23 protein-coding genes are annotated in these 26,434 nt (G+C 73.9%); 18 read left to right on the forward strand and 5 right to left on the reverse strand.

The genetic code is table 11. The features are described from left to right. The 3 genes from GA0115242_RS18605 to GA0115242_RS18615 all read left to right on the forward strand — a co-directional run. Window positions 1–861: WS/DGAT domain-containing protein (locus tag GA0115242_RS18605; protein ID WP_141721639.1), on the forward strand; the 861-nt coding region annotated here is incomplete at its 5' end. Between the two features lie 102 nt (window positions 862–963). Beyond that, window positions 964–2,439, forward strand: a complete 1,476-nt coding sequence (locus GA0115242_RS18610) for an SDR family oxidoreductase (protein WP_093829881.1) — start codon at window positions 964–966, stop codon at window positions 2,437–2,439. 74 nt (window positions 2,440–2,513) lie between these two features. Next, the gene (locus GA0115242_RS18615; RefSeq protein ID WP_093829883.1) at window positions 2,514–2,750 is read left to right on the forward strand and encodes a hypothetical protein; all 237 of its coding nucleotides are present in this window, start codon (window positions 2,514–2,516) and stop codon (window positions 2,748–2,750) included. Window positions 2,751–2,787: 37 nt separating this feature from the next. On the opposite strand, the gene GA0115242_RS18620 is transcribed toward GA0115242_RS18615, so the two are convergent. Together GA0115242_RS18620 and GA0115242_RS18625 are read right to left on the reverse strand one after the other, a co-directional pair. Continuing rightward, window positions 2,788–3,597, reverse strand: a complete 810-nt coding sequence (locus GA0115242_RS18620) for an SDR family oxidoreductase (protein WP_093829885.1) — start codon at window positions 3,595–3,597, stop codon at window positions 2,788–2,790. Between the two features lie 25 nt (window positions 3,598–3,622). Next, complete coding sequence (locus GA0115242_RS18625) at window positions 3,623–4,072, reverse strand: hypothetical protein (RefSeq protein ID WP_093829887.1); 450 nt, start codon at window positions 4,070–4,072, stop codon at window positions 3,623–3,625. Window positions 4,073–4,529: 457 nt separating this feature from the next. On the opposite strand from GA0115242_RS18625, the gene GA0115242_RS18630 reads away from it, so the two are divergent. Together GA0115242_RS18630 and GA0115242_RS18635 are read left to right on the forward strand one after the other, a co-directional pair. Continuing rightward, window positions 4,530–4,709 (forward strand): hypothetical protein, encoded by a 180-nt coding sequence (locus GA0115242_RS18630; RefSeq protein ID WP_093829889.1) that lies wholly within the window; start codon window positions 4,530–4,532, stop codon window positions 4,707–4,709. 52 nt (window positions 4,710–4,761) lie between these two features. Further along, window positions 4,762–5,244: a GNAT family N-acetyltransferase gene (locus tag GA0115242_RS18635; RefSeq protein ID WP_093829891.1), complete on the forward strand. Its 483-nt coding sequence runs from the start codon at window positions 4,762–4,764 to the stop codon at window positions 5,242–5,244. Window positions 5,245–5,298: 54 nt separating this feature from the next. On the opposite strand, the gene GA0115242_RS18640 is transcribed toward GA0115242_RS18635, so the two are convergent. Continuing rightward, the gene (locus GA0115242_RS18640) at window positions 5,299–6,642 is read right to left on the reverse strand and encodes an amidase (RefSeq protein WP_093829893.1); all 1,344 of its coding nucleotides are present in this window, start codon (window positions 6,640–6,642) and stop codon (window positions 5,299–5,301) included. Between the two features lie 714 nt (window positions 6,643–7,356). Between GA0115242_RS18640 and GA0115242_RS18645 the strand changes: the two genes are divergently transcribed. Continuing rightward, window positions 7,357–9,207 (forward strand): beta-N-acetylhexosaminidase, encoded by a 1,851-nt coding sequence (locus GA0115242_RS18645; protein ID WP_093829895.1) that lies wholly within the window; start codon window positions 7,357–7,359, stop codon window positions 9,205–9,207. A 185-nt stretch (window positions 9,208–9,392) separates the two neighbouring features. Here the strand turns inward: GA0115242_RS18645 and GA0115242_RS18650 are convergent, their stop codons facing one another. After that, on the reverse strand, window positions 9,393–10,460 hold the full coding sequence (locus tag GA0115242_RS18650) for a LacI family DNA-binding transcriptional regulator (RefSeq protein ID WP_093829897.1): 1,068 nt from the start codon (window positions 10,458–10,460) through the stop codon (window positions 9,393–9,395). 220 nt (window positions 10,461–10,680) lie between these two features. Between GA0115242_RS18650 and GA0115242_RS18655 the strand changes: the two genes are divergently transcribed. The 6 genes from GA0115242_RS18655 to GA0115242_RS18680 all read left to right on the forward strand — a co-directional run bounded on the left by GA0115242_RS18655 (window position 10,681) and on the right by GA0115242_RS18680 (window position 18,792). Continuing rightward, complete coding sequence (locus tag GA0115242_RS18655) at window positions 10,681–11,973, forward strand: ABC transporter substrate-binding protein (protein WP_093829899.1); 1,293 nt, start codon at window positions 10,681–10,683, stop codon at window positions 11,971–11,973. Window positions 11,974–11,978: 5 nt separating this feature from the next. Then, window positions 11,979–12,884 (forward strand): carbohydrate ABC transporter permease, encoded by a 906-nt coding sequence (locus GA0115242_RS18660; protein ID WP_093829901.1) that lies wholly within the window; start codon window positions 11,979–11,981, stop codon window positions 12,882–12,884. Next, window positions 12,881–13,780, forward strand: coding sequence for a carbohydrate ABC transporter permease (locus GA0115242_RS18665; protein WP_093829903.1), 900 nt, complete (start codon window positions 12,881–12,883; stop codon window positions 13,778–13,780). The genes GA0115242_RS18660 and GA0115242_RS18665 overlap by 4 nt, the downstream gene beginning before the upstream one ends. Window positions 13,781–13,838: 58 nt before the next feature. Further along, window positions 13,839–15,098, forward strand: coding sequence for a glycoside hydrolase 5 family protein (locus GA0115242_RS18670; RefSeq protein WP_093829905.1), 1,260 nt, complete (start codon window positions 13,839–13,841; stop codon window positions 15,096–15,098). Window positions 15,099–15,232: 134 nt separating this feature from the next. Next, window positions 15,233–18,250 (forward strand): alpha-mannosidase, encoded by a 3,018-nt coding sequence (locus GA0115242_RS18675; protein ID WP_093829907.1) that lies wholly within the window; start codon window positions 15,233–15,235, stop codon window positions 18,248–18,250. 74 nt (window positions 18,251–18,324) lie between these two features. Further along, complete coding sequence (locus tag GA0115242_RS18680) at window positions 18,325–18,792, forward strand: DUF4231 domain-containing protein (protein ID WP_093829909.1); 468 nt, start codon at window positions 18,325–18,327, stop codon at window positions 18,790–18,792. Between the two features lie 13 nt (window positions 18,793–18,805). Here the strand turns inward: GA0115242_RS18680 and GA0115242_RS18685 are convergent, their stop codons facing one another. Further along, window positions 18,806–19,543 (reverse strand): FadR/GntR family transcriptional regulator, encoded by a 738-nt coding sequence (locus tag GA0115242_RS18685; protein ID WP_093829911.1) that lies wholly within the window; start codon window positions 19,541–19,543, stop codon window positions 18,806–18,808. Window positions 19,544–19,705: 162 nt separating this feature from the next. Between GA0115242_RS18685 and GA0115242_RS18690 the strand changes: the two genes are divergently transcribed. From GA0115242_RS18690 to GA0115242_RS18715, 6 genes are read left to right on the forward strand one after another with little or no spacing between them, the layout of a single operon-like run. After that, window positions 19,706–20,785, forward strand: coding sequence for a sugar ABC transporter substrate-binding protein (locus GA0115242_RS18690; RefSeq protein WP_093829913.1), 1,080 nt, complete (start codon window positions 19,706–19,708; stop codon window positions 20,783–20,785). Continuing rightward, window positions 20,782–22,290 (forward strand): sugar ABC transporter ATP-binding protein, encoded by a 1,509-nt coding sequence (locus tag GA0115242_RS18695; protein WP_093829915.1) that lies wholly within the window; start codon window positions 20,782–20,784, stop codon window positions 22,288–22,290. The genes GA0115242_RS18690 and GA0115242_RS18695 overlap by 4 nt, the downstream gene beginning before the upstream one ends. Then, window positions 22,283–23,308 (forward strand): ABC transporter permease, encoded by a 1,026-nt coding sequence (locus tag GA0115242_RS18700; RefSeq protein ID WP_093829917.1) that lies wholly within the window; start codon window positions 22,283–22,285, stop codon window positions 23,306–23,308. Before GA0115242_RS18695 ends, GA0115242_RS18700 begins: the two co-directional genes overlap by 8 nt. A 27-nt stretch (window positions 23,309–23,335) precedes the next feature. Further along, the gene (locus GA0115242_RS18705) at window positions 23,336–24,676 is read left to right on the forward strand and encodes an L-fuconate dehydratase (protein WP_093829919.1); all 1,341 of its coding nucleotides are present in this window, start codon (window positions 23,336–23,338) and stop codon (window positions 24,674–24,676) included. Beyond that, window positions 24,673–25,428 carry an SDR family NAD(P)-dependent oxidoreductase gene (locus GA0115242_RS18710; RefSeq protein WP_093829921.1) on the forward strand — a complete coding sequence of 252 codons (756 nt, stop codon included), beginning with the start codon at window positions 24,673–24,675 and terminating at the stop codon, window positions 25,426–25,428. The genes GA0115242_RS18705 and GA0115242_RS18710 overlap by 4 nt, the downstream gene beginning before the upstream one ends. Next, on the forward strand, window positions 25,425–26,417 hold the full coding sequence (locus GA0115242_RS18715) for an aldo/keto reductase (protein ID WP_093829923.1): 993 nt from the start codon (window positions 25,425–25,427) through the stop codon (window positions 26,415–26,417). Before GA0115242_RS18710 ends, GA0115242_RS18715 begins: the two co-directional genes overlap by 4 nt. Window positions 26,418–26,434 lie beyond the last annotated feature (17 nt).

Here is a 26,434-nt window from a genome sequence, read left to right on the forward strand (position 1 = left end):
GCCCTCCTCGACCCGCTGGACGTGCCCGCGCCCCGCCGCCGACCCGCGCCGCCGCCCGCCGTGCGCAGCCTGCCCGAGCTGGTCAGGGGCGCCCTCGCCGACGTCGGCCGGGCCCTCGACATCGGCGCCTCGGTCGCCGTCTCCGGACTGGGGGTGCGCTCCTCGGCCGCGCTCACCTCCGAGGCCACCGGCACCCGGCGCACCGCCGGCGTGGTCATCGACCTCGACGACGTGCACCGCGTCCGCAAGACCGCCGGCGGCACCGTCAACGACGTCCTGATCGCCGTCGTCGCGGGCGCCCTGCGGCGCTGGCTCGACGAACGCGGCGACGGCAGCGACGGCGTCGCCCCCCGCGCCCTGATCCCGGTCTCCCGGCGCCGCCCGCGCACCGCCCACCCGCAGGGCAACCGGCTCTCCGGGTACGTGATGCGGCTGCCCGTGCACGACCCCGACCCGCTCGGCAGGCTCGGCACCGTGCGGGCCGCCATGGACCGCAACAAGGACGCGGGACCCCACCGCGGCGCGGGCGCCGTCGCCCTCCTCGCCGACCACGTGCCGCCGCTCGCCCACCGGCTCGGCGGACCCCTGGTCGGCCAGGCCGCCCGGCTCTGGTTCGACATCCTGGTGACCAGCGTGCCGCTGCCCGGCGTCGGCCTGCTGCTCGGCGGCCACCCGGTCACCGCGGTCTTCCCGTTCGCCCCGCTGGCCCGCGGCCAGTCCCTCGCCGTGGCCGTCTCGACCTACCGAGGCAACGTCCACTACGGCCTGGTCGCGGACGCGGCGGCCGTCCCCGACCTCGACCGGCTGGCCGCCGCGCTCACCGAGGAGATGGCCGCGCTGCGCACCGCCTGCGGCTCCTGAACGGACCGGGTTTGGTGGACGGCCCGGCGCTCCGTAAAATTCCCTGTTCGACAGCGGGCGCGACCGAGCGCCGCGACGGCAGACCAGGGAACGGCAGCGGCCATGACGGTGACAGACAACGGCTCGACGACCACGGACGAGGTCGTTCCCGTGCCCGGCATCGACCCCGAGCGGCTCGCCGTCTGCCTCAGCGTGCTCGACGAACTCGACCGGCTGGACGTCGACCACCCCGACGCGATCGCCGTGCGCCGGGCCACCGCCGGCATCTACCGCACGGTCAAGCAGCGCCGCCGCCAGGAGCGCCGCGCCTCCAAGACCGCCCACGACAAGGCGGTCACCGAGGCCACCGCGACCGGCTCGGCCCAGCGCATCGACGACGAGACGGAGGGCATCCTGCCCTCGTCGGCCACCGAGCAGGGCAGGCTCGCCGGGATACTCCAGCGGCCCCGCTCCTGCTACACCTGCAAGTCCCGGTACGTCGAGGTCGACTACTTCTACCACCAGCTCTGCCCGAGCTGCGCCGCCGAGAACCGCGCCCGCCGCGAGGCCCGCGCCGACCTCACCGGCAAGCGCGCCCTGCTCACCGGCGGGCGCGCCAAGATCGGCATGTACATCGCGCTGCGGCTGCTGCGCGACGGCGCCCACACCACCATCACCACCCGCTTCCCCGGCGACGCCGTCCGCCGCTTCAAGGCCCAGCCCGACAGCGCCGACTGGATCGGCCGCCTGAAGATCGTCGGCATCGACCTGCGCGACCCGGCGCAGGTCGTCGCGCTCGCCGACTCCGTCGCCGCCGAGGGCCCGCTCGACATCCTGATCAACAACGCCGCCCAGACCGTGCGCCGCTCCCCGCAGGCGTACAGCGAGCTGGTCACCGCCGAGTCCGCGCCGCTGCCCGCGGGCGAGCTGCCCGCCTCCGAGGTCATCGGCACGTTCGGCTCCGGCGCGGTCGCCGCCCTCCCGGTGGCCGGTGGCGGCGCCCTCACCGCGCAGGACGTCACCGATCTCGCCCTGATCTCGGGCTCGGCCTCGCTGGAGCGGATCGCCGCCGGTACCGCCATCGACGCCGGTGGCCTGGTGCCCGACCTGCACGACACCAACAGCTGGATCCAGGCCGTGGAGGAGGTCACGCCGGTCGAGCTGCTCGAGGTGCAGCTGTGCAACTCGACGGCGCCGTTCATCCTGATCAGCCGCCTGCGTGCGGCGATGGCGGCCGCCGAGTCGCCCCGCACCTACATCGTCAACGTCTCCGCCATGGAGGGCGTCTTCAACCGCGGCTACAAGGGCGCGGGCCACCCGCACACCAACATGGCCAAGGCCGCCCTGAACATGCTGACGCGCACCAGCGCCCAGGAGATGTTCGAGAAGGACGGCATCCTGATGACGGCCGTCGACACGGGCTGGATCACCGACGAGCGGCCGCACCCGGACAAGCTCAGGATGGCCGAGGCGGGCTTCCACGCCCCGCTCGACCTGATCGACGGGGCCGCTCGGGTATACGATCCGATTGTGCGTGGAGAACAGGGCGAGGACCTGTACGGCGTCTTCCTGAAGGACTACGCACCCGGCAAGTGGTGATCCGCCTGCCCCGTGCCCGCCCCTGAGCCGTCCGGGAACCCCGGCCCTGCGGAACAGCCGCGCCGGGAGTCGTCATGGCAAGTCCGAGTCCGCACATCGATCCGCGCGCCTTCGGGGACGCCCGGAACCACTACGCGACCGACGACCAGTTCTACGGCAGGGACCGGCCCGCGCAGCCCGTCCTGCCCGAGGACCGGCCACGCGGCGGCGTCACGGGAGAGGTGGCCCGCCACCGGGGCACCTGGGCGACCGTGGGGCTGGTGGCCGTCATCGTGCTGCTGGTCCTGATCGGGATCGCCCTGTTCCCGTGAGGGAGTGAGCAGGCCCCGCCGCGGCCCGGGGGCGCCGTCACCGACCGGACTCCGGCGGGGTCCGTGTCCTGAGCCGGTCGTGGACGGCGTACCCGGCCGAGTGCGCCGTCCGCACCCGGGTGCCGCCGTCCACCAGCAGGTCCGCGCCGGTGACCCACTCCGCCGCGTCCGACACCAGCCACAGCACCGCCCGCGCGACGTCGTCCGGCTCGCCGATCCGCCCGAGCGGCAGCCCCGCCGCGACCTCCGCCTCGGCCCCCTCCCAGACGAACCGCGCGAGATCGGTCCGCACCAGACCGGGGGAGACGGCGTTCACCCGCACCCCGGGCGCCAGCTCGCCCGCGAGCTGCCGGGTCAGGTGCGCCAGGGCCGCCTTGCTCGTCCCGTACGCCCCGACGTTCGGCCCCACGTGCTCGGCGCCCTCCGTGCCGACGTTGACGACCACGCCCCCGTGCTCCCGCAGCCACCCCCGCCACGCGCACCGCACCAGCCGCAGCGGCGCCTCCACGTTCACCGCGAACGCCCGCCGCCACTGGTCCGGGTCGACGTCCATCAGCGGCCCGTAGGGCTGGTTGGTCGCCGCGTTGTTCACCACGATGTCCAGCCGCCCGAACGCGCGCAGCGCCGCCTCCACCACCTCCCGGGGGTGCCCGGGGTCCGCGAGGTCGCCCGCGACCCCGACCCCGCCGAGCGCCCCGGCGACGGCCCGGACCTCCGCCGCGTCCCGCGCGGTCACGCACACCCGCGCGCCCGCCCCGGACAGCCGCTCGGCGACGGCCCGGCCGATCCCGCGCGTCGCCCCGGTGACGACGGCGGCCCTGCCGCTGAGCCCGTACGACGGCGTCATCGCCGTACCGTCTCACGACGGACCGTCAGTCGTAAGCCCCGAGACGGGAGTTGCGCTCGGCGACGAGTTCCAGGACGGTCCGCCAGTCCTCCAGCACCCCGGCGTCGAAGCCGCCGTGGCGGCTCTCCTCGTCCGCGTGGCGCAGCCGCAGCAGGTCGTCGTCGCTGCCGGGTCCCGCGCGGTGGTGGGAGCGCACCAGCCGGGCCACCCGCTCGCCGAGCAGCGCGCGCACCGCGTCCGCCGCGCGGTCCTGGTGCGCCCGCTCCCCGCCCGGCCCCAGCAGCGGCCCGATGACCTGCACAAGCCCCGCCACCTGCAGCTCCTTGTCGGCCGGGCGCCCGCGGCGCAGCAGCGCGGCGGTCCGCAGCGCGCGCTGGTGCAGGTCGGCGCGGCCGTCCGGTGGTCCTGGGGAGTCCCACGAGCCCCGGCAGGCGTACAGCAGATCCATCAGCTCTTCGACACTGCGCAGCTCCATGCGCCGGTCCTCTCCGCCGGACGAGCCGTTTGCCGCGCGTCAGCAGATCATGGCCGCCTTGCGAATCGGCCAACGGGACCTGAACTGCGCTCCGGGCCGGACGCCCCGAGCGACGTCCTCTGTAGGCCGTTCGGGTGAAGGCAGATCGGGTCGTAAGCGGGCGAACAGTGGCATAGCATGTCCAGTGACTGCGCGCGGACTTGAGGGATTACCCGGTGTTTCCCCTCCCTATCGAGCGAGCCCCCGCTCATCTGGTTAATGTGGACCGGACGGACAGCACCAGGGTTCCACCCACACCCACGTCCGTCCCGGGGCATGCCGGTGCACAGCGGCCTGCTCGTACGGAAGACCGGCGCCACCGCGTCCGAACTGCTCGACCCACACCCGAGCGGGGTGTCACAGATCGGTCCGGACGACCGGCCCGCCCCGAGGGTGACCGACACATAAGGAGTGCGCGGTGACACCAGAAGAGACGAAGACTCGCGACGAACGCCCCAAGGAACCCGTGAAGGCCGCCGCCGGCCGCCGCAAGGGACAGCTCGGCAGCCTCGACGTGTGGGCCAGGTCCGCCCCGATCCGGCTGGCCGGGTACGAGGACGACCTCGCCGAGCCCCACATCCTGCCCAGCGTCGACTGAGCCGTCCGGCCCCCGCGACCGCCGACCGCGGGGGCGTGCCAGACTCACCCCCATGATCATCAGGGAAGCCACAGCCGGTGACTGGCCGCAGATCTGGCCCTTCTGGCACCGGATCGTCGCCGCCGCCGAGACCTACGCCTGGGACCCGGACACCTCCGAGGAGGCCGCCCGGGTCCTGTGGATGAACCCGGCGAAGCGCGTGTTCGTCGCCGAGGACGAGACCGGCGCCGTCGTCGCCTCCGCCTACCTCACCCCGAACTACGCGGGACCCGCCGCCCGCATCGCCAACGCGGGCTTCATGGTCGACCCGGACCGCTCGGGCCGTGGTCACGGCCGCGCCCTCGCCGAACACCTGCTGACCGCCGCCGCTGCCGAGGGCTACCGGGGCATGGTCTTCAACGCCGTCGTCGAGACGAACCCCGCGGTCGCCCTGTGGACCTCCCTCGGGTTCACGATCCTCGGCACCGTCCCCGACGCCTTCGAGCACCCCCGGCACGGACGGGTGGGGCTGCACGTGATGTACCGGGCGCTGTAGCCCGCTCGCGCTCGGCCGCGGGCCCGTCGACGGCGGGCGCACCGGCGGGGTCGGTCAGTCGAGCGGTGCCGTCCGCCGCCACGGGCGCAGGGACTCGATCCGCGCGGCCAGGTCCAGCAGGTCCTGCTCGGAGCCGGGGGGTCCGGCCAGTTGCACGGCGCACGGCGCACCCGAGGGCAGGGAGCCGAACGGCACCGACATCGCGGGCCAGCCGGTCAGGTTCCACGGCGGCGACAGCGGTGAACAGGCGCTGTTCACCAGGGCGTTGCGCAGCCAGCTCCGCTCGTGCCAGGGCTCGGCGGCGGGGGAGCGGCGGGCCAGCGCCGGGGTGAGCAGGATGTCGTGCTCGGCGAAGAACGGCTCCAGACGGCGGCGCAGCGCGTCCCGGGCGGTGCTCGCGCGCACCCCCTTCAGGAACCGGCGTCCCAGGGCCGCCTGGGTGCGGGTGCGGCGGGTGAGGAGCGCCGGGTCGAGACCCTCCGCGTCGACCGCGACGCCCGCGGTCCAGTGGGCCAGCGCGGTGACGGCCAGGGCGGCGGGGTACGGCGGTTCGGCCCGCCTGACCTGGTGACCGGCCTTGATCAGCACCCCGGCCGCGTCCCGCGCCGCCGCCCGGAACGGCGCGTCGACCGGGACCCCGGCCACCGGGCTGCGCAGCGAGACGGCGATCCTGCGCGTCCCGGTCATCGGCGCCCAGGACGGCTCGGTGCCCGCGAGGACGGCGCACATCAGCCGGGCGTCCGCGACCGTCGTCGCCAGCGGGCCGTTCTCGGACATCCCGAACCAGTCGCCCCCGCCGATCCGCGCGGGGAGCACCCCGTACCCCGGTTTCAGCGTGACGAGACCGCAGGCGGCCGCCGGGATGCGCAGCGAGCCCATGCCGTCGTTGCCGAGGGCGATCGGCGCCATCCCGGCGGCGACGGCGGCCGCGCTGCCGCCCGAGGAGCCGCCCGCCGAGCGGGTGAGGTCCCACGGGTTGCGGGTGATGCCGTGGACGCCGTCGGTGGTGCCGAACACGCACAGCTCGGGCACGTTCGTGAGGCCGACGACGACCGCGCCCGCCGCCCGCAGCCTGGCCACCGTCACATGGTCCGCCGCCGCGGGCGTGTCCGGTGTCGCCGCCGACCCGTTCCGCTTCGGCTCGCCGCGCACGTCCAGGTTGTCCTTGACGGCCAACGGCACCCCGGCGAGCGGGAGTTCGGCGAGGTCGCCGCGGGCGGCCAGTTCGTCCGCCTCGGCGAGCGCCGCCTCGGCCCTGACCGCGCGGAACGCCCCGACGCGCCCGTCCAGCCGCGCGATCCGGTCGAGGTGCTCGGCCACCACCTCACGCGGCGTGGCCCGCTTCTCCCGGACGGCGGCGGCGATCTCGACGGCGCTGCGGCCGACCCAACTGGTCACGACGGCTCCTCGGGGTGCGGTGCGTGGTCCTCGCGCGTACGGAAGCACTCTGCCCGGCCGGACACCGCACGTCGAGGGCGACGGGCCGCGCGGGCGCAACCGGCCCAACGGGTCCCCAGGGAGCACCGGTTGGGGACCGGCACGTCCGGCTGATGATGGGGGATCGGGGGATCGCCCGATGCTGCTCATCGAGCGTCGAGTGGCGACGGGCGGGTGCCGGGTGGCGATGGGCGGGTGCCGGGTGCCGGGTGCCGGGTCGCGGGTGCCGAGCGGCGGGTGGCGGGTGCCGAGCGGCGAGGGCCGAGTGGCGAGTGCCGGGTGCGAGGCGTGGAGTGCGGGGCGTGCTGGGGTCGGTGTCGGGTGCCGAGCGGCGGGTGGTGGGTGCCGAGCGGCGAGTGCCGAGTGCCGGGCGCCGGGCGCCGGGTGCGGGGCGTGGGGTGCGGGGCGTGCAGGGGGCGGTGCCGGGTGCCGGGTGCCGGGTGGGGTGTGCGGGGCGGTGCGGGGCGGTCGTGCCGCTGGCCCGGCGCTTGGACATTCGGGGGGCGGCTCTTGGACTTTTCGCGCCCGGCCCGGCTCCCGGCCGCCCGGCCCTGATCAGCGCGGAGTCGGGCGATCCGGCCGACACCCCTGGTTCCGGGCGCCGTTGACACCCGTCCGGGGCCGTCCGATCATCGGCCGTCCGAAGACCGGGGGCTGCCGGAAGGGTCGTGTGCCATGGCTGAGGTGAGACGGAGACTGCTGCGGCTGCTCGGGGTCGCGGTGGCGCTGACCCTGCTGGGGGCACCGGTCCCCGCGGCCGCCCGGGAGGCGGTCGCCGCGCCCGTCACGGTGCCCGCGCTGTCCGACTGGACGCCGCAGAAGGGGAGTTACCGGTTCGGCGAGAGCACCCGGCTGGTCGCCGGGAGCGCCGCCGAGCGGCGGGTGGCACACACCCTCGCCGACGATCTCCGCTCGGCCGGTCACGGACGGGTGCCCGTCGTGCGGGGCGCGGCACGCGCCGGGGACATCGTGGTCGGCGTCCGCGCGGGCCGCGCCGGTGCCCTCGGCGCGGAGGGGTACGAACTCCGCGCCGCCGACCGGGTCCTGATCACCGGCGCCACCGAGGCCGGTGCCTTCCTCGGCACCCGCACCCTGCTCCAGCTCCTCGCCCGGGGGGACCGGGTCCCGGCCGGGCGGACCGTCGACGTGCCGCGCTTCCGGGAGCGGGGTGTCGGCGTCTGCGCCTGCTACGTCCACATCTCGCTGCCCTGGCTGGAGAACCTCGTCCGGGAGATGGCGTACCACAAGCTCAACCACCTGCTCCTCGAACTGAAGGTGCGCAGCGACGCCCACCCCGAGGCCAACACCTGGGGCTACTACACCAAGGACGAGATACGGCGGCTGGTCGCCCTCGGCGCCCGCTACCACGTCGAGATCGTCCCGGAGATCAACTCGCCCGGTCACATGGACCCGTGGATCGAGAACCGCCCCGACCTCCAGCTCACCGACACCGACGGGGTGCGGCAGCCCGCGCGGCTCGACATCACCCGCCCGGAGGCGTTCGCGTACTACACGAGCCTGATCGACGAGTACGCCGAGGTCTTCACCTCCGGCTCCTGGCACATGGGCGCCGACGAGTACATGCTCGGCTCCGACTTCGCCCGGTACCCGCAGATCCTGCGGTACGCCCGCCAGCGGTACGGGGCCGACGCGACCCCGCAGGACGCCTTCGTCGACTTCGTCAACCGAGTGCACGCCTACGCGGCGGCCAAGGGCAAGCGGCTGCGGATCTGGAACGACGGGCTGACCGGCGCCAACACCGTGCCGGTGGCGGCGGACACCACCGTCGAGCACTGGCTCGGCGTCCCGGTCGGACCGGGCGAACTCCGCGCGCGGGGTCACGCGTTGATGAACGCGTCCTACGCGCTCTACCTGATCCGCGGCGGCTTCCACTCCGACACCGAGGGCCTGTACGACCAGAGGTGGGACCCGCGCTCCTTCGAGGGCGAGCGGCTGCCCGACGCCCGGGGCATCACCGGCGCCAAGATCAGCCTCTGGCCGGACAACGGGCGCGGCGAGACCGAGAACGAGGTCGCCGTCGGCCTCTGGCCCGCCCTGCGCCACCTCGCGCAGGCCACCTGGGGCGACCCGCACCCCGACGCCACGTACGCCGGGTTCACCGCGCGCGCGGCGGCCGTCGGCCGGGCGCCGGGCGTCCGCGACCTGACCGTGCTCCCGGTTACCGAGGGCACCCACACCCTGCGCACGCCCGGCACCTCCTTCACCGCCGAGGTGCGCCGCACGGCGGACGGCTACGCGACGCTCCGGACCGCCGAGGGGTGTCTTGAGGTGCGCGGCGGGAAGCTCACGCTCAACGTGCCGCTGGAGCCCGGGACCCTGGTGACGCCACGGACCTGCGACGAAGGCGACACCCTCCAGCGCTGGGAGGTGCGGCGGGTGGCGGGCGGCTTCCGGCTCGTCAACGCCGTCACACGGATGGCCGTCGGCCCCGCGGACGACGGGCGGCTCGTGCAGTACCCGGAGGACCAACGCGCCCCCGCCGTCTGGCGGTTGACCGCGACCTGAGCACAGGAGCAGCCACGGCGGCTTCGCGGCGATGCCTCGTCACCGCCACCGCCACCGCCACCGCCACCGCCGCCGCGCCGCCGCCTCCGGCGTCCCGCTCCCGGCCGGTGGCCGTCCGGTACCGGTGTCCGCGGGGCACCGGGACGCCGGGCGCGCCCGCGAGCGCGGATTCCGGCCTCTGCCGCTCACCCCGGTGGGCGCCCCGCCGCGCGGGCCGGTCCGGTGCTGTCCCGCACGATCAGGCGCGGCACCGGCACCCGGACCGTCCTGGCCGGGCCCCCGTCCAGGAGGGCCGTCAGCTCGGTGGCCGCGGTCCGGCCGAACTCCACGCTGTCCCGGGAGAGCGCGGAGAGCCAGGGCCTGACCATGCGGCAGAGCGCGGAGTCCTCCCAGGCCACCACCGACACGTCGGCCGGGACCGCGAAGCCGAGGTCGAGGGCGGCGGCCACCCCGGCGACCGCCATCACGTCGTTGTCGTAGATCAGCGCGGTGGGGGCGGACCCGCCGGAGGCGGCCAGGACCCGGCGGGTGACGGCGGCGCCCTCCGCGTCCGAGTAGTCCGTGGTCACCGACTCCACCCCGGTGAGCCCGCGCCGCCCGGCCTCGGCGCGCAGCGCGCGGATCCGGCGCTCGGTGTGCGCGAGGCCCGGCAGCCCGGCGATGTGCACGATCCGGTGGTGGCCGAGCCGGTGCAGCTCGTCGACGACGGCGGCCATCGCGCCCGCGTCGTCCGCCCACACCGTCGAGAGCCCGGGGTGGCGTTCGTCGGGCGGACCGCCGATCACCACGGCGGGCAGGCCCAGTTCGTCCAGGAGCCCGGGGCGCGGGTCGTCGGTGCGCGGGTCCACCACCAGGACGCCGTCCACCCGGTGTTCGGCCCACCAGCGGCGGTAGACCGCGCACTCGTCGGTGAGGTCCTCCACCACCTGGAAGAGCAGGCCGAGATGGCGCTCGGCCAGCACCTCCTGGACGCCGGAGACGAGTTGGAGGAAGAACGAGTCGACGCCGAGCGTGTGCGCGGGTCTGGCGAGGACGAGGCCGACGGTCGCCGCGCCCTCACCGGAGAGCGCGCGGGCCGCCGTACTGGGCCGCCAGCCGAGCTGTTCGGCGACCCGGCGGACCCGGTCGCGGGTCACCTCGGAGACCCCGGGGCGGTCGTTGAGCGCGAAGGAGACGGCGCTCTCGGAGACCCCGGCCCGCCGTGCGATGTCCTTCATCGTGGGTCGGCGGGCCGGGGACCGCTTCGCAGGCATGCCGCTTCCCGCTTTCTCCCTGACAACAGCTAAAGCGCTTGAGCTTCCGTACCCTAAAGCGCATTAGTCATCTAGGCAAGCTTTCGGTCATAGCCGTCCTGACCTGCACTAATGAAGACCTGATTTCTTTAGCGACGCCGAATCCATTGACTTTGCCGGAAGCTCCCGGGCATGGTCCTGGCATCCTCGCCGCCGACGCCGTCCAGGGAGCCGTGTCACCGTGCCCACACTCCGCAGAGCACTCGCAGCCGCCGCCGTAGCCGCCCTCGTCCTGCCGCTCGGCGCGTGCGGTTCGGGGGACGGGGGCGGTGGGTCCACCGACGCCTCCGGGAAGGTCGAGGGCGACATCACCTTCCAGACCTGGAACCTGCGGGCCAACTTCAAGCCCTACTTCGAGGGCGTGGTCGCCGACTTCGAGAAGAAGTACCCGGACACCAAGGTCAAGTGGATCGACCAGCCCGCCGAGGGGTACGCCGACAAGATCAGCGCCGACGCGGCGGGCGGCACCCTGCCCGACGTCGTCAACGTCTCGCCCGACCTGGTCGCCCCGCTCGCCAAGGCCGGACTCGCCCTCGACCTGGACAAGGCCGCCTCCTCCTACCGCAAGGAGTACCTGGACGGCGCCTGGGCCAGCCACCGCATACCGGGCATGACCGGCACCTACGCCTTCCCCTGGTACCTCAACACCGGGCCGCTGTTCTACAACAAGACCCTCTTCGAGCGGGCCGGACTCGACGCCGACCGGCCGCCGACCACCTACGACGACCTCTTCGCGCAGGCCCTGCGGCTCGCCCGGGAGACCGGCGGCAAGGTCGCCACCCTCGCCAACGTGCCCACCGTCGAGGACTTCGGCCGGTACGGCGTCCAGCTGATGAACAAGGAAGGCACCGGGTTCGCCTTCAACGACGCCAAGGGCGTCGAACTCCTCACCAAGTACAAGGAGTTGTACGACGCCAAGGCGCTCGACCCGCAGGCGCTCACCGCCACCCCCGAGTCCTCGGGCAAGAAGTTCCTCACCGGCGCCGTCGCCATGAACCCCGGCAGCGCCCTCGACCTCGGCAACTTCAAGAAGCAGGCGCCCGGCCTGTACAAGAACATCGGCATCACCGACCAGATCACCAGCACCGGGCACGTCAACATGTACGTGATGGGCGTGATGGTCAACTCCCGGACCAAGCACACCGCCGCCTCCGTCGCCTTCGCGCACTTCGTGACCGACGCGCAGCGGCAGATGTCGTTCGCCAAGAAGGTCGCCATCTTCCCGAGCACCGCGGGCTCCCTCGACGACCCGTACTTCACCGAGCAGGACGGCACCGACGAGACCCGGGTCCGGGTCGCCGCCGCCAAGTCCCTGAAGAACGCCGTCAATTACACGCCGGTGCTGTTCAGCGAGCAGATGAAGTCCGCGCTGCGCAACGAGGTGGCCAAGGCGCTCCAGGGCAAGGAGACTCCCAAGGCGGCCCTCGACAACGCTGTCAAGGCCTGCGACACGCTCCTTCGGCAGCAGGGCTGACCGACATGGCGAGCCCCACCGCCCCGGCCCCCACCACCCGCGTGCGCCGCCAACTGCCCACCAGCCCCTGGCTGTTCGCCGCACCCGGACTGCTGATCGTCGGCGTGTTCATCCTGTACCCGTTCCTGTCCACGCTGGTCAACTCCTTCACCGACCGGCGCACCCTGCTGCCCGGCCGCTACGTGGGGCTCGCCAACTTCCGCGAACTGCTGCACGACGACATGTTCTGGATCGGCCTGCGCAACAGCACCCTCTACGTCCTCGGCGTGGTGCCCGCGCTGGTGGTGCTGCCGCTGCTGCTCGCGCTCCTGGTGCGCAAGAACATCCCCGGCATCACCTTCTTCCGGTCCGCGTTCTACACCCCGGTCGTCGCCTCGATCGTCGTGGTCGGCCTCATCTGGGTCTGGCTGCTGGACGAACGCGGCCTCGTCAACGCCGTCCTCGAAGCCGTCGGGGTGGGCCGGGTCGGCTTCCTGAGCGACCAGTGGCTGCTGCTGATCAGCGCCATGGCCGTCACGGTCTGGAAGGGCCTCGGGTACTACATGATCATCTATCTGGCGGCGCTGGCGAACGTGCCGCGCGAACTGCACGAGGCGGCGGCCGTCGACGGCGCGGGCGCCGTCCGCCGCTTCCTCTCCGTCACCGTCCCCGCCGTCCGCTCCACCATGGTGCTGGTCGGCGCGCTCTCCTCGGTCGCCGCCTTCAAGGTCTTCTCCGAGGTCTACCTGATGGCGGGCCCCAGCGGCGGCCCCGCGGGCGAGGACACCACCCTCGTCATGCTGGTCCAGCGCACCGGCACCGGCCTCACCGGGCGGGTCGGGTACGCCTCCGCCCTCTCCGTCGTCGTCTTCGTCGTCACCGTCGCCCTGATGCTGCTCGTGCTGCGCGCCGACCGGAAGGACGAGTCATGAGCGTCCCGGACCGGGTACGCCCCGCACCCGCCGCGAACCGCCCGCCGCGTGTCACCGACGAGCACGGCCGCCGCGTCCGGGGCTGGGAACTCGCCCTGCGCTACCTGCTGTTGCTCGCCGTGCTGGCGCTGACCGTCGGCCCGTTCCTGTGGCAGCTCTCCACCTCGCTCAAGGGCCCCACCGAGGACATCTACAGCTCCCCGCCGGGCTTCCTGCCCGCCCACCCCACCCTGCACAACTACGAACGGGTCGCGCAGACCGTCCCGGTCTGGGACTACGCCCTCAACTCGCTGAAGGTCGCGAGCGCCAACGTCGTCACCAACTGCGCCGGTTCGGCGCTCGCCGGGTACGCGCTGGCCCGGCTGCGCTACCGGGGCCGCAGGGCCGCCACCCTCGTCTTCGTCCTGGCCATGCTGGTGCCGGTGGAGGGCATCATCATCGCCCAGTTCACCACCATGCGGGAGCTGGGCCTCAACAACACCCTGATCGGGGTCCTCCTGCCCGGCTGCGTCGGCGCGATGAACGTGCTGCTGATGCGCAACGCCTTCCTCAACCTGCCCTACGAGATCGAGGAGGCGGCCTACGTCGACGGAGCCGACGTCTGGCAGCGGTTCCTGCGGATCGCGCTGCCGTCCGTGAAGGGCACCCTCGCCGTCGTCGCGATCTTCGCGTTCATGGGCGCCTGGGACGACTTCCTGTGGCCGCTCATCGTGCTCAGCGACCCCTCCCGGTTCACCCTGACCATCGGCCTCAACTACCTGCACGGCACCTTCGCCAACGACGAACGCCTCGTCGCCGCGGGCACCGTCATCGCCGTCGCCCCGCTGATCGCCCTCTTCGCCTGCCTCCAGCGGTACTTCTTCCGCGGCGTCGGCGAAGGGGCCGTCAAGGGCTGAACCCCTCGCCGGGACACCGCCGTTCCGTCCGACCGCCCCCGCCCCGCAAGGACACCGCATGCCTCCCGCCGTGCGCTTCGGCGTCAACTACACGCCCAGCCAGGGGTGGTTCCACCACTGGCTCGACTTCGACCTCGACTCCGTCCGGGCCGACCTCGACTCCATCGCCGCGCTCGGCCTCGACCACGTCCGGGTCTTCCCGCTCTGGCCCTACTTCCAGCCCAACCGCACCCTGATCCGCCCCCGCGCCGTCGAACAGCTCGTCGCCCTCGTCGACGCGGCGGGCGAACGCGGCCTGGACGTCGCCGTCGACGGGCTCCAGGGCCATCTCAGCAGCTTCGACTTCCTGCCCGCCTGGACCCGCACCTGGCACCGCCGCAACCTCTTCACCGACCCCGACGTCCTCGACGGCCTCGCCGCCTACCTGCACACCCTCGCCGCCGCCCTCGCCGAACGGCCGCACTTCCTCGGCATGACCCTCGGCAACGAGGTCAACCAGTTCTCCGCCGGACCCCACCCCGACCCCGACCGGGCGACCGAGGCGCAGATCGACACCTGGCTCGACCACCTCCTCGCCGCCTGCGAGAAGGGCGCCCCCGGCAAGCTCCACCTGCACGCCGAGTACGACGCGACCTGGTTCCAGGACGACATGCCGTTCACGCCCCGCCAGGCCGCCCGGCTCGGTGCCCTCACCGCCGTCCACTCCTGGGTGTTCAACGGCACCGCCCAGCGCCACGGCCGCGACTCCGTGCCCGCCGAGCACCACGCCGCCTACCTCGTCGAACTCAGCAAGGCGTGGGCGAACGACCCGCGCCGCCCGGTCTGGCTCCAGGAGGTCGGCGCCCCCGCCCCGCTCGTCCCGCCCGAGCACGCCGCCGCCTTCACCGCGGCGACCGTCGCCAACGCGCTGGACTGCCCCGACCTGTGGGGCGTCACCTGGTGGTGCTCCCACGACGTCTCCCGCGACCTCGCGGACTTCCCCGAACTCGAGTACGGGCTCGGCCTGCTGACCAACGACCGGCGCCCCAAGGACACCGCGCGCGCCCTCGCCGACGCGGCATCCGGCGCCCACCGCCGCACCCCCGCGCCCCGCACCACCGCCCTCACCGTCCCCGCCGACCCGGCCGCCCGCTCCGGTTGCGCCCCCGGCGGACCGGTCTTCGACGCGTTCTTCCGGCTCACCGCCGACGGCGTCCGCCCCACCACCGTCCTCGACACCCTCGGCGGCGACCCCGCCCACCTGGCCGCCCGGGGCATCACCGACGTCGTCACCCCCGACCAGGTGCTGCCCGCCCCGCCACGCGGCACCCGCCCGTGAACCACGGCCGCCGTCGCGTCCCCCGCCGCGGACACGGTTCGAAGGGCGCGCCGTAGGGGAGCTGTACAGAGCGTCGGACCCCGTCACCGAGACCCACCCCTGGCACCCGCCACCCGAGTCCTGGAGCAACCCGCATGCATGACGACCGCAACCTGGTCGAGGCCCGTCTCAAGCGCGTCCTCGACGAGCGCATCCGCCCCGCCGTGTACCCGCACTCCGTCCCGCTGGAGGTCGCGGTCTGGGACGCGCCCGACGAGCCCGTACCGGTCGCCGAGGGACTGGCGGCCGAACCCCGGCCGATCGCGGTCGGCGCCCGCTGGGGCGCCCCCTGGGGCACGAGCTGGTTCCGGGTGACCGGGACCGTCCCCGAGGAGTGGGCCGGGCGCACCGTCGAGGCGATCCTCGACCTCGGCTTCGACGAGAACATGCCCGGCTTCCAGTGCGAGGGGCTCGTGTACCGGCCCGACGGCACCCCGGTGAAGGGCCTCAACCCCCGCAACCAGTGGGTGCGGATCGGGGCCCCGGCCGCCGGGGGCGAGGAGGTGCGGCTGCACGTGGAGGCCGCGTCCAACCCCGTCATCCTCGACTACCACCCCTTCCTGCCCACGCAGTTGGGCGACAAGGAGACCGCGGGCGACGAACCCCAGTACCGGCTGGCCCGGATGGACCTGGCCGTCCTCGACGAGACGGTGTGGCAGCTCGTCATCGACCTGGAGGTGCTCGGCGAGCTGATGGCCGAGCTGCCGGTGGAGTCCGCGCGCCGCTGGGACGTCCTGCGTGCCGTCGAACGGGCCCTGGACGCCCTCGACCTGCAGGACGTGAACGGCACCGCCGAGGCGGCCCGCGCCCGGCTCACGGAGGTGCTCGCCACCCCGGCCGCGCCCTCCGCGCACCGCATCAGCGCCGTCGGCCACGCGCACATCGACTCGGCGTGGCTGTGGCCGCTGCGCGAGACGGTCCGCAAGGTGGCCCGCACCACCTCCAACATGACCGCGCTCCTGGAGGACGAGCCCGACTTCGTCTTCGCCATGTCCCAGGCGCAGCAGTGGGCCTGGGTGAAGGAGCACCGGCCCGAGGTGTGGGCGCGGGTGAAGAAGGCCGTCGCCGACGGACGTTTCGTGCCCGCCGGCGGCATGTGGGTCGAGTCGGACACCAACATGCCCGGATCCGAGGCCATGGCACGGCAGTTCGTGCACGGCAAGCGGTTCTTCCTCGACGAGTTCGGCATCGAGAACGACGAGGCGTGGCTCCCCGACACCTTCGGCTTCGCCGCCGGACTCCCGCAGATCATCAAGGCGGCCGGGTCCAAGTGGCTGCTCACGCAGAAGATCTCGTGGTCCCAGACCAACACCTTCCCGCACCACACCTTCCAGTGGGAGGGCATCGACGGCACCCGGATCTTCACGCACTTCCCGCCCGTCGACACCTACAACTGCTCCATGAAGGGCGCCGAGATCGCCCACGCGGCGAAGAACTTCAAGGACAAGGGCGTCGCCCGGCACTCCCTCGCGCCCACCGGCTGGGGCGACGGGGGCGGCGGCACCACCCGCGAGATGGTCGCCAAGGCGGCCAGGCTGCGGGACCTGGAAGGCTCGGCGACCGTCGTCTGGGAGACCCCGCGCGCCTTCTTCGAGAAGGCCGAGGCCGAGTACCCGCACCCGCCGGTCTGGGTGGGCGAGCTGTACCTCGAACTGCACCGCGCCACCCTCACCAGCCAGGCCAGGACCAAGCAGGGCAACCGCCGCAGCGAACACCTGCTGCGCGAGGCCGAGCTGTGGGCCGCGACCGCCGCCCTGCGCACCGGGTTCGCCTACCCCTACGAGGAGTTGGACCGGATCTGGAAGACGGTCCTGCTGCACCAGTTCCACGACATCCTGCCCGGTTCGTCGATCGCCTGGGTGCACCGCGAGGCCCGCCGCACCTACGACCGCCTCGCCGGGGAACTGACCGCGATCATCGAGGACGCCCAGCGCGCCCTCGCGGGCGAGGGCGGCGAGCCGCTCGTCTTCAACGCCGCCCCGCACGCCAGGTCCGGGATTCCGGCGGGCGGCGCGGGGACCCCCGGCGCCGGGGACGCCACCACCGTCACCCCGCGCGAGGACGGCGGACACGTCCTCGACAACGGCCTGCTGCGGGTGGAGATCGACGGACGCGGGCTCGTCGTCTCCGCCTACGACCTCGCCGCCGAGCGCGAGACCGTCGCGCCGGGACGGGCCGCCAACCTCCTCCAACTGCACCCCGACTTCCCCAACATGTGGGACGCCTGGGACGTCGACGCGTTCTACCGCAACACCGTCACCGACCTGACCGACGCGGACGAGGTCACCGCCGCCGACGACGGCGCGGTGCGGATCGTGCGGGCCTTCGGCTCGTCGCGGGTGACCCAGCGGCTCTCGCTCGCGCCGGGGGAGCGGCGGCTGGTGGTGGACACCGAGGTGGACTGGCACGAGACGGAGAAGTTCCTCAAGCTCGCCTTCCCGCTCGACGTGCACGCCGAACGGTACGCGTCCGAGACCCAGTTCGGGCACTTCCACCGGCCCACGCACACCAACACCAGTTGGGAGGCGGCCAAGTTCGAGGCGTGCAACCACCGGTTCGTGCACCTGGAGGAGCCGGGCTGGGGCGTGGCCGTCGTCAACGACTCGACGTACGGCCACGACGTGACCCGTACCGTCCGCGAGGACGGCGACCACGGCACGACCACCACCGTCCGGGTGTCGCTGCTGCGCGCCCCGCGCTTCCCCGACCCCGAGACCGACCAGGGCGTCCACCGGTTCCGGCACGCGCTGGTGCCGGGCGCGTCCATCGGGGACGCGGTGCGCGAGGGCTGGCGGATCAACGTGCCCGAGCGGCGCACCGAGGGCGCGGGCGCGGTGGCCCCGCTGGTGACGGTCGATCAGGACGCCGTCGTCGTCACCGCCGTCAAGCTCGCCGACGACGGCAGCGGGGACGTCGTCGTCCGCTTCCACGAGGCGCACGGCGGGCGGGCCGCCGCCACCCTGGCGCTCGGCTTCGAGGCCGCGTCCGTGAGCGTCACGGACCTGCTGGAGCGTCCGCTGTCCGACGCGGCCGAGCCCGCCCGCGACGGCGACCGGGTCAGCGTGCGGCTGCGGCCGTTCGAGCTGGTGACGCTGCGCTTCACGCGGGCCTGAGCACGGGAGGGGGCCGGCCGGCCGCGCCGCCGGTCGGCTTCCCCTCGCCCGCGGGAGGAGACGATGATGGGCCGATGAGACGCAGAGCGGTCGACGACCGGTCCTGGGAGACGGACCCCGATCCGGTGCTGGCCCTCGCCCGCAGGGACCTCGCGTTCTACGGGCGCACCCGCGACTCGGCCAGGCGCGTCCACTACGTCACCGAACTGGGCGCCATCGCCGCGACCTCCGCGACGGTGGTGGCGGCCGGGCTGCACGCACCGGCCTGGCTGACCGCCCTGATCGCCGGGGGCGCGGTCTTCTTCACCGGGGTGCGTCAGTTGTTCGGCCCCGGCGCCCGCTGGGTCCTCGCCGCGCGCTCCCGGGAGACCCTGCGGCGGGCCGTCGACCGCTATCTGCTGCTGCCGCCCGCGGCCCGCGACGCCGTGGCCCGCGCGGCGCTCCAGACGGCGATCGAGGAGGTCGGCACGGACGAACTCCGCGAGTGGACCCGGACCCAGGGCCGGCGACCCGACCCGGCCCTGCCGAGCACAGACACCTGACCGGAGGGTCCGTCTAGGGCGCATCCGTGGGGAGTTGGGCGCGGAGCCACTGCTCCACCTCGCCGACGTGGGCCGCCGCCGCCGTCCGTGCCGCCTCCGGGTCGCGGGCGGCCAACGCGCGGTGGATGGCCGCGTGTTCGCGCCGGGTGCGGGCGAAGGCGCCCTCCTCCTGGTAGCCGCGCCAGACCCGGGCCCTGAAGGTGCGCGAGGAGAGGCCCTCCAGGATCGCGGCCATCGTCCCGTTGCCCGCCGCCGCCGCGATCGCGCGGTGGAAGGCCAGGTCGTGGGCGATGATCTCCTCCGGATCGTCGGTGGCGTTCATCGCCGCGAGGTGGCCCTCCACCTCCGCCAGCCGCTCCGGGGTCATCCTCGCCGCCGCCAGCGCCGCCGCCGTCGACTCCAGGATCCGCCGCACCTCCAGGATCTCCACCAGGCCCGCCCCGCGGGACAGGTCGGCGACCACCCCGAACGTCTCCAGCAGGTCACCGGCTTCGAGGCGGGTGACGTAGATGCCGGAGCCGTGCCGGGCCTCCAGCACCCCCAGCACGGTGAGCGCCCGGATCGCCTCCCGCATCGAACTGCGCGAGATGCCGAGCTGCGCCGCGAGGTCCCGCTCGGTCGGCAGCCGCTGCCCCGGCTCCAGGAGCCCCTCGCCGATCATCGCCTTGATCCGGTCGATGGCGCGCTGCGTCACCGTGCCCTTCGGCGCGGGCGGCCCGGTGCGGTCCCGCGCGGCCGGGGTCTCGTCCACGCGTGACTCCTTCGTTCGCCGTGCGCCGCAGTCTAGCCAGCACGGTGGTCCGACCACTCGGCCGATGTGACGCAGAACGGCGGGTTCTTGGGGTGTCCCGCTCCCAAGTGGTCTGATAAATATGCGGCACCTGCTCGATCACGCTCGATGAGGAGCTGACAGATGCGCGGCAGCACGGCGTGGAACGGACGGCACCACAGGCGAACCTCTTCCCGGGCACCGCGCGCGACGGCAGCGGCCGCCGTCGCCGCTCTCGCCCTCACCGCGTGCGGCAGCACCGCGGACACCGGCGCGGGCGGCACCGGCGGCACCGGCAAGGTCGGCGTGATCCTGCCCCTGCTGACCTCCCCCTTCTGGCAGTCCTACAACGACTACGTGCCCCGGATGGCGAAGTCCGAGGGCGTCGACGCGCTGAGGACGGTCAACTCCGGCAGCGACCCCGCGCAGCAGATCACCGACATCGGCAACCAGCTCAACCAGGGCGTCAGGGGCCTGGTCGTCGCCCCGCTGGACAGCGCCGCCATCGAGGCCGGGCTGAAGCAGGCCGCGCGCAAGGGCGTTCCGGTCGTCGCCGTCGACGTCGCGCCGGACCGCGGCGAGGTCGCCATGGTCGTCCGGGCCGACAACGCGGCGTACGGCGAGAAGGCGTGCGCCTACCTCGGCGAGCACGTCGGCTCCGGTGAGGTCGTCCAAATCATGGGGGACCTCGCCTCGGTCAACGGCCGGGACCGCTCGGAGGCGTTCCGGGCCTGCGTGAAGAAGGACTTCCCGGAGCTGAAGGTCCTGGAGATCCCCGCCAAGTGGGAGTCCGACACGGCCGCCGCCAAGCTCGACACCCTGCTCAACGCCCACCCCGGCATCAAGGGCATCTACCTCCAGGCGGGCGGCGTCTACCTCGCCCCGACCCTCCAGACCCTCAAGTCCAAGGGACTGCTGAAGAAGGCCGGGACCGCGGGGCACATCGCGATCGTCTCGAACGACGGCATCCCGCAGGAGTTCGACGCCATCCGCAGGGGCGAGGTGGACGCGACGGTCTCGCAGCCCGCCGACGCCTACGCCAGGTACGGCCTCCACTACGTCAAGGCCGCGATGGAGGGCCGGACCTTCCGGCCGGGTCCCACCGACCACCACTCGACGATCGTGCGGCTGCCCGGCGGCATCCTGGAGGACCAGCTCCCCGCCCCGCTGGTCACCCGGGACAACGTCGACGACCCCGCGCTGTGGGGGAACACGGTCGGATGAACACGGCCGCCCCCACCCCCCTCGCCGAGGCCCGGGACGTCGTCAAACGCTACGGACCCACCACCGCCCTCGCCGACGGCCGGATCACCGTGCTGCCCGGCGAGTCCCACGCCCTCGTCGGCCGCAACGGCGCGGGCAAGTCCACCCTCGTCTCCGTCCTCACCGGACTCCAGGCCCCGGACGCGGGCACCGTCCGCTTCGACGGCGCCCCGGCGCCCGCGCTCGCCGACCGCGACGGCTGGCGCCGCACGGTCGCCTGCGTCTACCAGCGGCCCATGGTCGTCCCCGGACTCAGCGTCGCCGAGAACCTGTTCCTCGACCGGCAGCCGCTGCGCCGGGGGCTGATCGGCTGGCGCAGGCTGCGCGCCGAGGCCACCGCGCTCCTCGACACCTGGGACGTCCGCGTCGACCCGGAGGCCCGCGCGTCCGAACTCTCCGTCGAGGAGTGCCAACTCGTGCAGATCGCACGGGCGTTGAGCCTCGGCGCCCGCTTCATCGTGCTGGACGAGCCCACCGCGCGCCTCGACAGCCGGGAGATCGAGCGGCTGTTCACCAGGATGCGCGCCCTCCAGGAGTCCGGCGTCACCTTCCTGTTCATCTCCCACCACCTCCAGGAGGTGTACGAGGTCTGCACCACGGTCACCGTGCTGCGCGACGCCCGCTGGGTCGTCACGGCGCCGGTGGCGGACCTCCCGCGCGCCGCCCTCGTCGAGGCGATGGCGGGGGAGGGCGCCGGGACGGGCGCCCACCGCTCCGCGGGCGGGCCCCGCGACCCCGCCGCCCCCGTCCTCCTCGACGTGCGCGGCCTCACCGCGCGCCCCTACCGGGACGTCCGGCTGACCGTGCGCGCCGGTGAGGTCGTCGGGCTCGCCGGATCCTCCGCCAGCGGCAAGGCCGAACTCGCCGAGACCCTCGCCGGACTGCGCACCCCGCTCGCCGGGACCGCCGAACTCGCGGGCGAGCGGCTCCCGTTCGGGGACGTGCGCGGCTGTCTCGCGGCGGGCGTCGGGTTCGTCCCGCGCGACCGGCACGACCAGGGACTCGTCCCCGGGATGACCGTCGGCGACAACGCCACCCTCACCGTCCTCGGCGCCCTCGGACGGTTCGGCCTGGTCCGCGCCGACCGCAGACGCGCCCTCACCGGCGACCTCGTCCGGCGCCTCGACATCCGCACCGAGGGCCCCGACCAGCCCGTCCGCGAACTGTCGGGCGGCAACGCGCAGAAGGTCGTCATGGCCCGCGCCCTCGCCTCCGCGCCCCGCCTGCTGGTCCTCGTCGACCCCACCGCGGGCGTCGACGTGAAGTCCAAGGAGTCCCTGCTCGCCCGGGTCGAGGACGCCCGCCGGGACGGCACCGCCGTCCTCGTCGTCTCCGACGAACTCGACGACCTGCGGCGCTGCGACCGCGTCCTCGTCCTCTTCCACGGCCGCGTCGTCGCCGAACACCCGGCGGGCTGGCGCGACCACGAGCTGATCGCCGCCGTCGAAGGAGTGGACCATGGCTGACACCCGGGCCCCGGCACAGCCGCCCGCCACCCGCCGGGCCCCCGGCCAGGCCCGCGCCCTGCTGATCCGCCGCGCCCGCGAACTCGCCCTCCTACCGGCCCTGTTGGCGGTCCTGGTGATCGGCGGGTTCGTCAACGACGCCTTCCTCACCGAGAGGAACCTCGTCTCCGTCCTCGGCTCGTCCGCCGCGCTCGCCATGGTGGTGCTCGCCGAGTCCCTCGTCCTCATCACCGGCAAGTTCGACCTGTCCCTCGAATCGGTCGTCGGCATCGCCCCCGCGCTCGGCGCGCTCCTCGTGCTGCCCGCGGCCAAGGCGGGGTTCGGCACCGAACTGCCCACCGCCCTGGCCCTGTCGGCGGTCCTGCTGGTCGGCGCCGCCGTCGGGCTCCTCAACGGCCTGCTGGTGGTGAAGCTCAGGCTCAACGCCTTCATCGTCACCCTCGCCATGCTGATCGTGCTGCGCGGGGTCCTCGTCGGCGCGACCCGGGGCAAGACCCTCTTCGACATGCCCGACGCCTTCTTCGCGATGGCCACCGGCACCGTCCTGCGGGTGCCGGTCTCGGTGTGGGTGGCCGCGGCCGCCTTCGCCCTCGCCGGACTGACGCTCCGTCACCACCGGGTGGGACGCGCCCTGTACGCCATCGGCGGCAACCCCGAGGCGGCCCGCGCCGCCGGCATCCGGGTGGACCGGGTGATGCTCGGGGTGTTCGTCACCGCCGGAGTGCTCGCCGCCGTCGGCGGGATCATGCGCACCGGGTACGTCGGCGCCATCAACGCCAACCAGGGCCAGAACATGATCTTCACGGTCTTCGCCGCCGCCGTCATCGGCGGCATCAGCCTCGACGGCGGCAGGGGCACCATGTCCGGCGCGCTCACCGGAGTCCTGCTCCTGGGCACCGTCGACAACCTGCTCACCCAGGCCCAGGTCCAGGCGTACTGGATCCAGGCCATCTACGGCGGGATCATCCTGCTCGCCCTCATGCTCGCCCGCCTCACCACCGGCCGTGCCCAGGACTGACGCCGTCCCCGACCAGAAAGGCCCTCCGTGCCCCAGGCCCCCGCGCGCATCACCGCCCTCGACACCCACGACATCCGCTTCCCCACCTCGCGGGAGCTGGACGGCTCCGACGCGATGAACCCGGACCCCGACTACTCGGCCGCGTACGCCGTGCTGCGCACCGACGCCGAGGACGGACCGCGGGGACACGGGTTCACGTTCACCATCGGACGGGGCAACGAGGTCCAGGTCGCGGCGCTGCACGCGCTGCGCCCCCATGTGGTGGGCCGCACGGTCGACGAGGTGTGCGCCGACCCCGGCGCGCTCAGCCGGGACCTGGTCGGGGACAGCCAACTGCGCTGGCTGGGACCCGAGAAGGGGGTGATGCACATGGCGATCGGGGCCGTCGTCAACGCCGTCTGGGACCTCGCCGCACGGCGCGCGGGCAAACCCCTGTGGCGGCTGCTCGCCGAGGCCGACCCGGACTGGCTGGTCGGCCAGATCGACTTCCGCTACCTCAGCGACGCCCTCACCCCGGGCGAGGCCCTCGACCTGCTGCGCCGGGGCCGGGAGGGAGCCGCCGACCGCACCGCGCGCCTGATCGGCCACGGCTACCCCGCCTACACCACCTCCCCGGGCTGGCTCGGCTACGACGACGCGAAACTCACCCGGCTCGCCGCCGAGGCCGTCGCCGCCGGGTTCCGGCAGATCAAGCTCAAGGTCGGCGCCGACCTCGACGACGACGTCCGGCGCTGCCGGGTCGCCCGTGAGGTGGTCGGCCCGGACGTCAGGATCGCCGTCGACGCCAACCAGCGCTGGGACATCGACGAGGCGATCCGCTGGACCCGCGCCCTCGCCCCCTTCGACCCGTACTGGATCGAGGAACCCACCAGCCCCGACGACGTCCTCGGCCACGCGGCGATCCGCCGGGCCGTCGCCCCGGTCAGGGTCGCCACCGGCGAACACGTCCAGAACCGGATCGTCTTCAAACAGCTCCTGCAGACCGGCGCCGTCGACATCGTGCAGATCGACGCCGCCCGCGTCGGCGGCGTCAACGAGAACCTGGCGATCCTGCTGCTGGCCGCCAAGTTCGGCGTCCCGGTCTGCCCGCACGCGGGCGGCGTCGGCCTGTGCGAACTCGTCCAGCACCTCGCGATGTTCGACTACGTCGCCGTCACCGGCACCACCGAGGACCGGGTCATCGAGTACGTCGACCATCTGCACGAGCACTTCACCGACCCGGTGACGATCAGAGCGGGCCGCTACACGGCACCCACCGCGCCCGGCTTCTCCGCGGCCCTGCGCCCCGAGTCGATCGCGCGGTACACGTTCCCCGGCGGCACCTTCTGGGCCGCCGACCCCGGCACGGCGGAAGGACACACGGCATGACCGACTTCACCGGACTGCGGGCCCTGGTCACCGGAGGCGCCTCCGGCATCGGCCTGGCCACCGCCCGCCTCCTCGCCGCACGCGGCGCCGAGGTCGCCGTCCTCGACCTCGAACCGTCCGGGGCGCGCCCGCCGCTGCGCGGCTACCGGGCCGACGTCGGCGACGCCCCCTCCGTGCGCGCGGCCGTCGCCGCCGCGGCCGCCGACCTCGGCGGTCTGGACATCCTGGTCAACAACGCGGGCATCGGCGCCCAGGGCACCGTCGAGGACAACGACGACGCCGAGTGGCACCGCGTCCTGGACGTGAACGTCGTCGGCATGGTCCGGGTGGCCCGCGCCGCCCTCCCGCACCTGCGCCGCTCCGGCCACGCGGCGATCGTCAACACCTGCTCCATCGCCGCCACCGCCGGACTCCCGCGCCGCGCCCTGTACAGCGCCACCAAGGGCGCCGTGTACTCCCTCACCCTCGCCATGGCCGCCGACCACCTCCACGAGGGCATCCGCGTCAACTGCGTCAACCCCGGTACGGCGGACACCCCGTGGGTCGGCCGTCTCCTCGACGCGGCCGACGACCCCGCGGCCGAACGCGCCGCCCTGGCGGCCAGACAGCCCTCCGGGCGGCTGGTCACGGCCGACGAGGTCGCGGGCGCCGTCGCCTACCTGGCGGGCCCGCTCTCCGGCGCCACCACCGGCACCTCGCTCGCCGTCGACGGCGGCATGCAGGGCCTGCGCCCGCGGCCGGAGCCCCGGTGAACCGGCTCGGCCGCAGCGCGGTGCGGGTCGGACCGCTCGGGTTCGGCGCCGCCGCCCTCGGCAACCTCTACACCGAGGTCGGCGAGGAGCAGGCGCACGCCGCCGTCGACGCGGCCTGGCGCAACGGCGTGCGCTACTTCGACACCGCCCCGCACTACGGCCTCGGGCTGTCCGAACGGCGCCTGGGGCAGGCCCTGCGCGGACGCCCGCGCGCCGCGTACACCCTCTCCACCAAGGTCGGCCGCCTACTGGAACCCGTCCGGGGCGACGACCCGGACGACGACCTCGCGGGCGGCTTCGCGGTGCCCGCCACCCACCGCAGGGTCTGGGACTTCAGCGCCGACGGCGTGCGCCGCGCCCTGGACGCGAGCCTGGAGCGGCTCGGCGTCGACCACGTCGACATCGTCTATCTGCACGACCCCGACGACCACGCCGAAGCCGCCTTCCGCGAGGGCTACCCGGCCCTCGAGCGGCTGCGCGCCGAGGGGGTGGTCGGCGCGATCGGCGCGGGCATGAACCAGACCGCGATGCTCACCCGCTTCGTCCGCGACACCGACGTCGACGTCGTGCTCTGCGCGGGCCGCTACACCCTCCTGGACCAGAGCGCCCTCACCGGCCTGTTCCCGGCCGCCCTCGACCGCGGCACCTCCGTCGTCGTCGGCGGCGCCTTCAACTCCGGCCTGCTCGCCGACCCGCGACCCGGCGCCACCTACGACTACGCGCCCGCACCGGCCGGGCTGGTCGAGCGGGCGCTGCGTCTGAAGGCCGTCACCGACCGGCACGGCACCTCCCTGCGGGCCGCGGCCCTCGCCTTCTGCGCCGCGCACCCGGCCGTCGCGAGCGTCCTGGTGGGCGCCCGCTCGGCCGCCGAGGTCGACGACTGCGCCCGCGGCCTCGCCGCCCCGGTGCCCGCCGCCCTCTGGACGGACCTGCGGGCCGAGGGCCTGCTCCCGGCGGGGGCGCCGGTACCCGGGCGGCAGGACACCTGACGACGGCGGCCGCCGGC

Origin of the sequence: Streptomyces sp. SolWspMP-5a-2 (genome assembly GCF_900091845.1) — a bacterium.
Classification (GTDB): domain Bacteria; phylum Actinomycetota; class Actinomycetes; order Streptomycetales; family Streptomycetaceae; genus Streptomyces; species Streptomyces doudnae.

Excerpts from the sequence above, each read along its gene's own strand:
- GA0115242_RS18610 (WP_093829881.1), top strand. The coding sequence starts at position 964 with ATGACGGTGACAGACAACGGCTCGACGACCACGGACGAGGTCGTTCCC.
- GA0115242_RS18615 (WP_093829883.1), top strand. The coding sequence starts at position 2,514 with ATGGCAAGTCCGAGTCCGCACATCGATCCGCGCGCCTTCGGGGACGCC.
- GA0115242_RS18620 (WP_093829885.1), bottom strand. The coding sequence starts at position 3,597 with ATGACGCCGTCGTACGGGCTCAGCGGCAGGGCCGCCGTCGTCACCGGG.
- GA0115242_RS18625 (WP_093829887.1), bottom strand. The coding sequence starts at position 4,072 with ATGGAGCTGCGCAGTGTCGAAGAGCTGATGGATCTGCTGTACGCCTGC.
- GA0115242_RS18635 (WP_093829891.1), top strand. The coding sequence starts at position 4,762 with ATGATCATCAGGGAAGCCACAGCCGGTGACTGGCCGCAGATCTGGCCC.
- GA0115242_RS18645 (WP_093829895.1), top strand. The coding sequence starts at position 7,357 with ATGGCTGAGGTGAGACGGAGACTGCTGCGGCTGCTCGGGGTCGCGGTG.
- GA0115242_RS18650 (WP_093829897.1), bottom strand. The coding sequence starts at position 10,460 with ATGCCTGCGAAGCGGTCCCCGGCCCGCCGACCCACGATGAAGGACATC.
- GA0115242_RS18660 (WP_093829901.1), top strand. The coding sequence starts at position 11,979 with ATGGCGAGCCCCACCGCCCCGGCCCCCACCACCCGCGTGCGCCGCCAA.
- GA0115242_RS18665 (WP_093829903.1), top strand. The coding sequence starts at position 12,881 with ATGAGCGTCCCGGACCGGGTACGCCCCGCACCCGCCGCGAACCGCCCG.
- GA0115242_RS18670 (WP_093829905.1), top strand. The coding sequence starts at position 13,839 with ATGCCTCCCGCCGTGCGCTTCGGCGTCAACTACACGCCCAGCCAGGGG.
- GA0115242_RS18675 (WP_093829907.1), top strand. The coding sequence starts at position 15,233 with ATGCATGACGACCGCAACCTGGTCGAGGCCCGTCTCAAGCGCGTCCTC.
- GA0115242_RS18680 (WP_093829909.1), top strand. The coding sequence starts at position 18,325 with ATGAGACGCAGAGCGGTCGACGACCGGTCCTGGGAGACGGACCCCGAT.
- GA0115242_RS18690 (WP_093829913.1), top strand. The coding sequence starts at position 19,706 with ATGCGCGGCAGCACGGCGTGGAACGGACGGCACCACAGGCGAACCTCT.
- GA0115242_RS18695 (WP_093829915.1), top strand. The coding sequence starts at position 20,782 with ATGAACACGGCCGCCCCCACCCCCCTCGCCGAGGCCCGGGACGTCGTC.
- GA0115242_RS18700 (WP_093829917.1), top strand. The coding sequence starts at position 22,283 with ATGGCTGACACCCGGGCCCCGGCACAGCCGCCCGCCACCCGCCGGGCC.
- GA0115242_RS18710 (WP_093829921.1), top strand. The coding sequence starts at position 24,673 with ATGACCGACTTCACCGGACTGCGGGCCCTGGTCACCGGAGGCGCCTCC.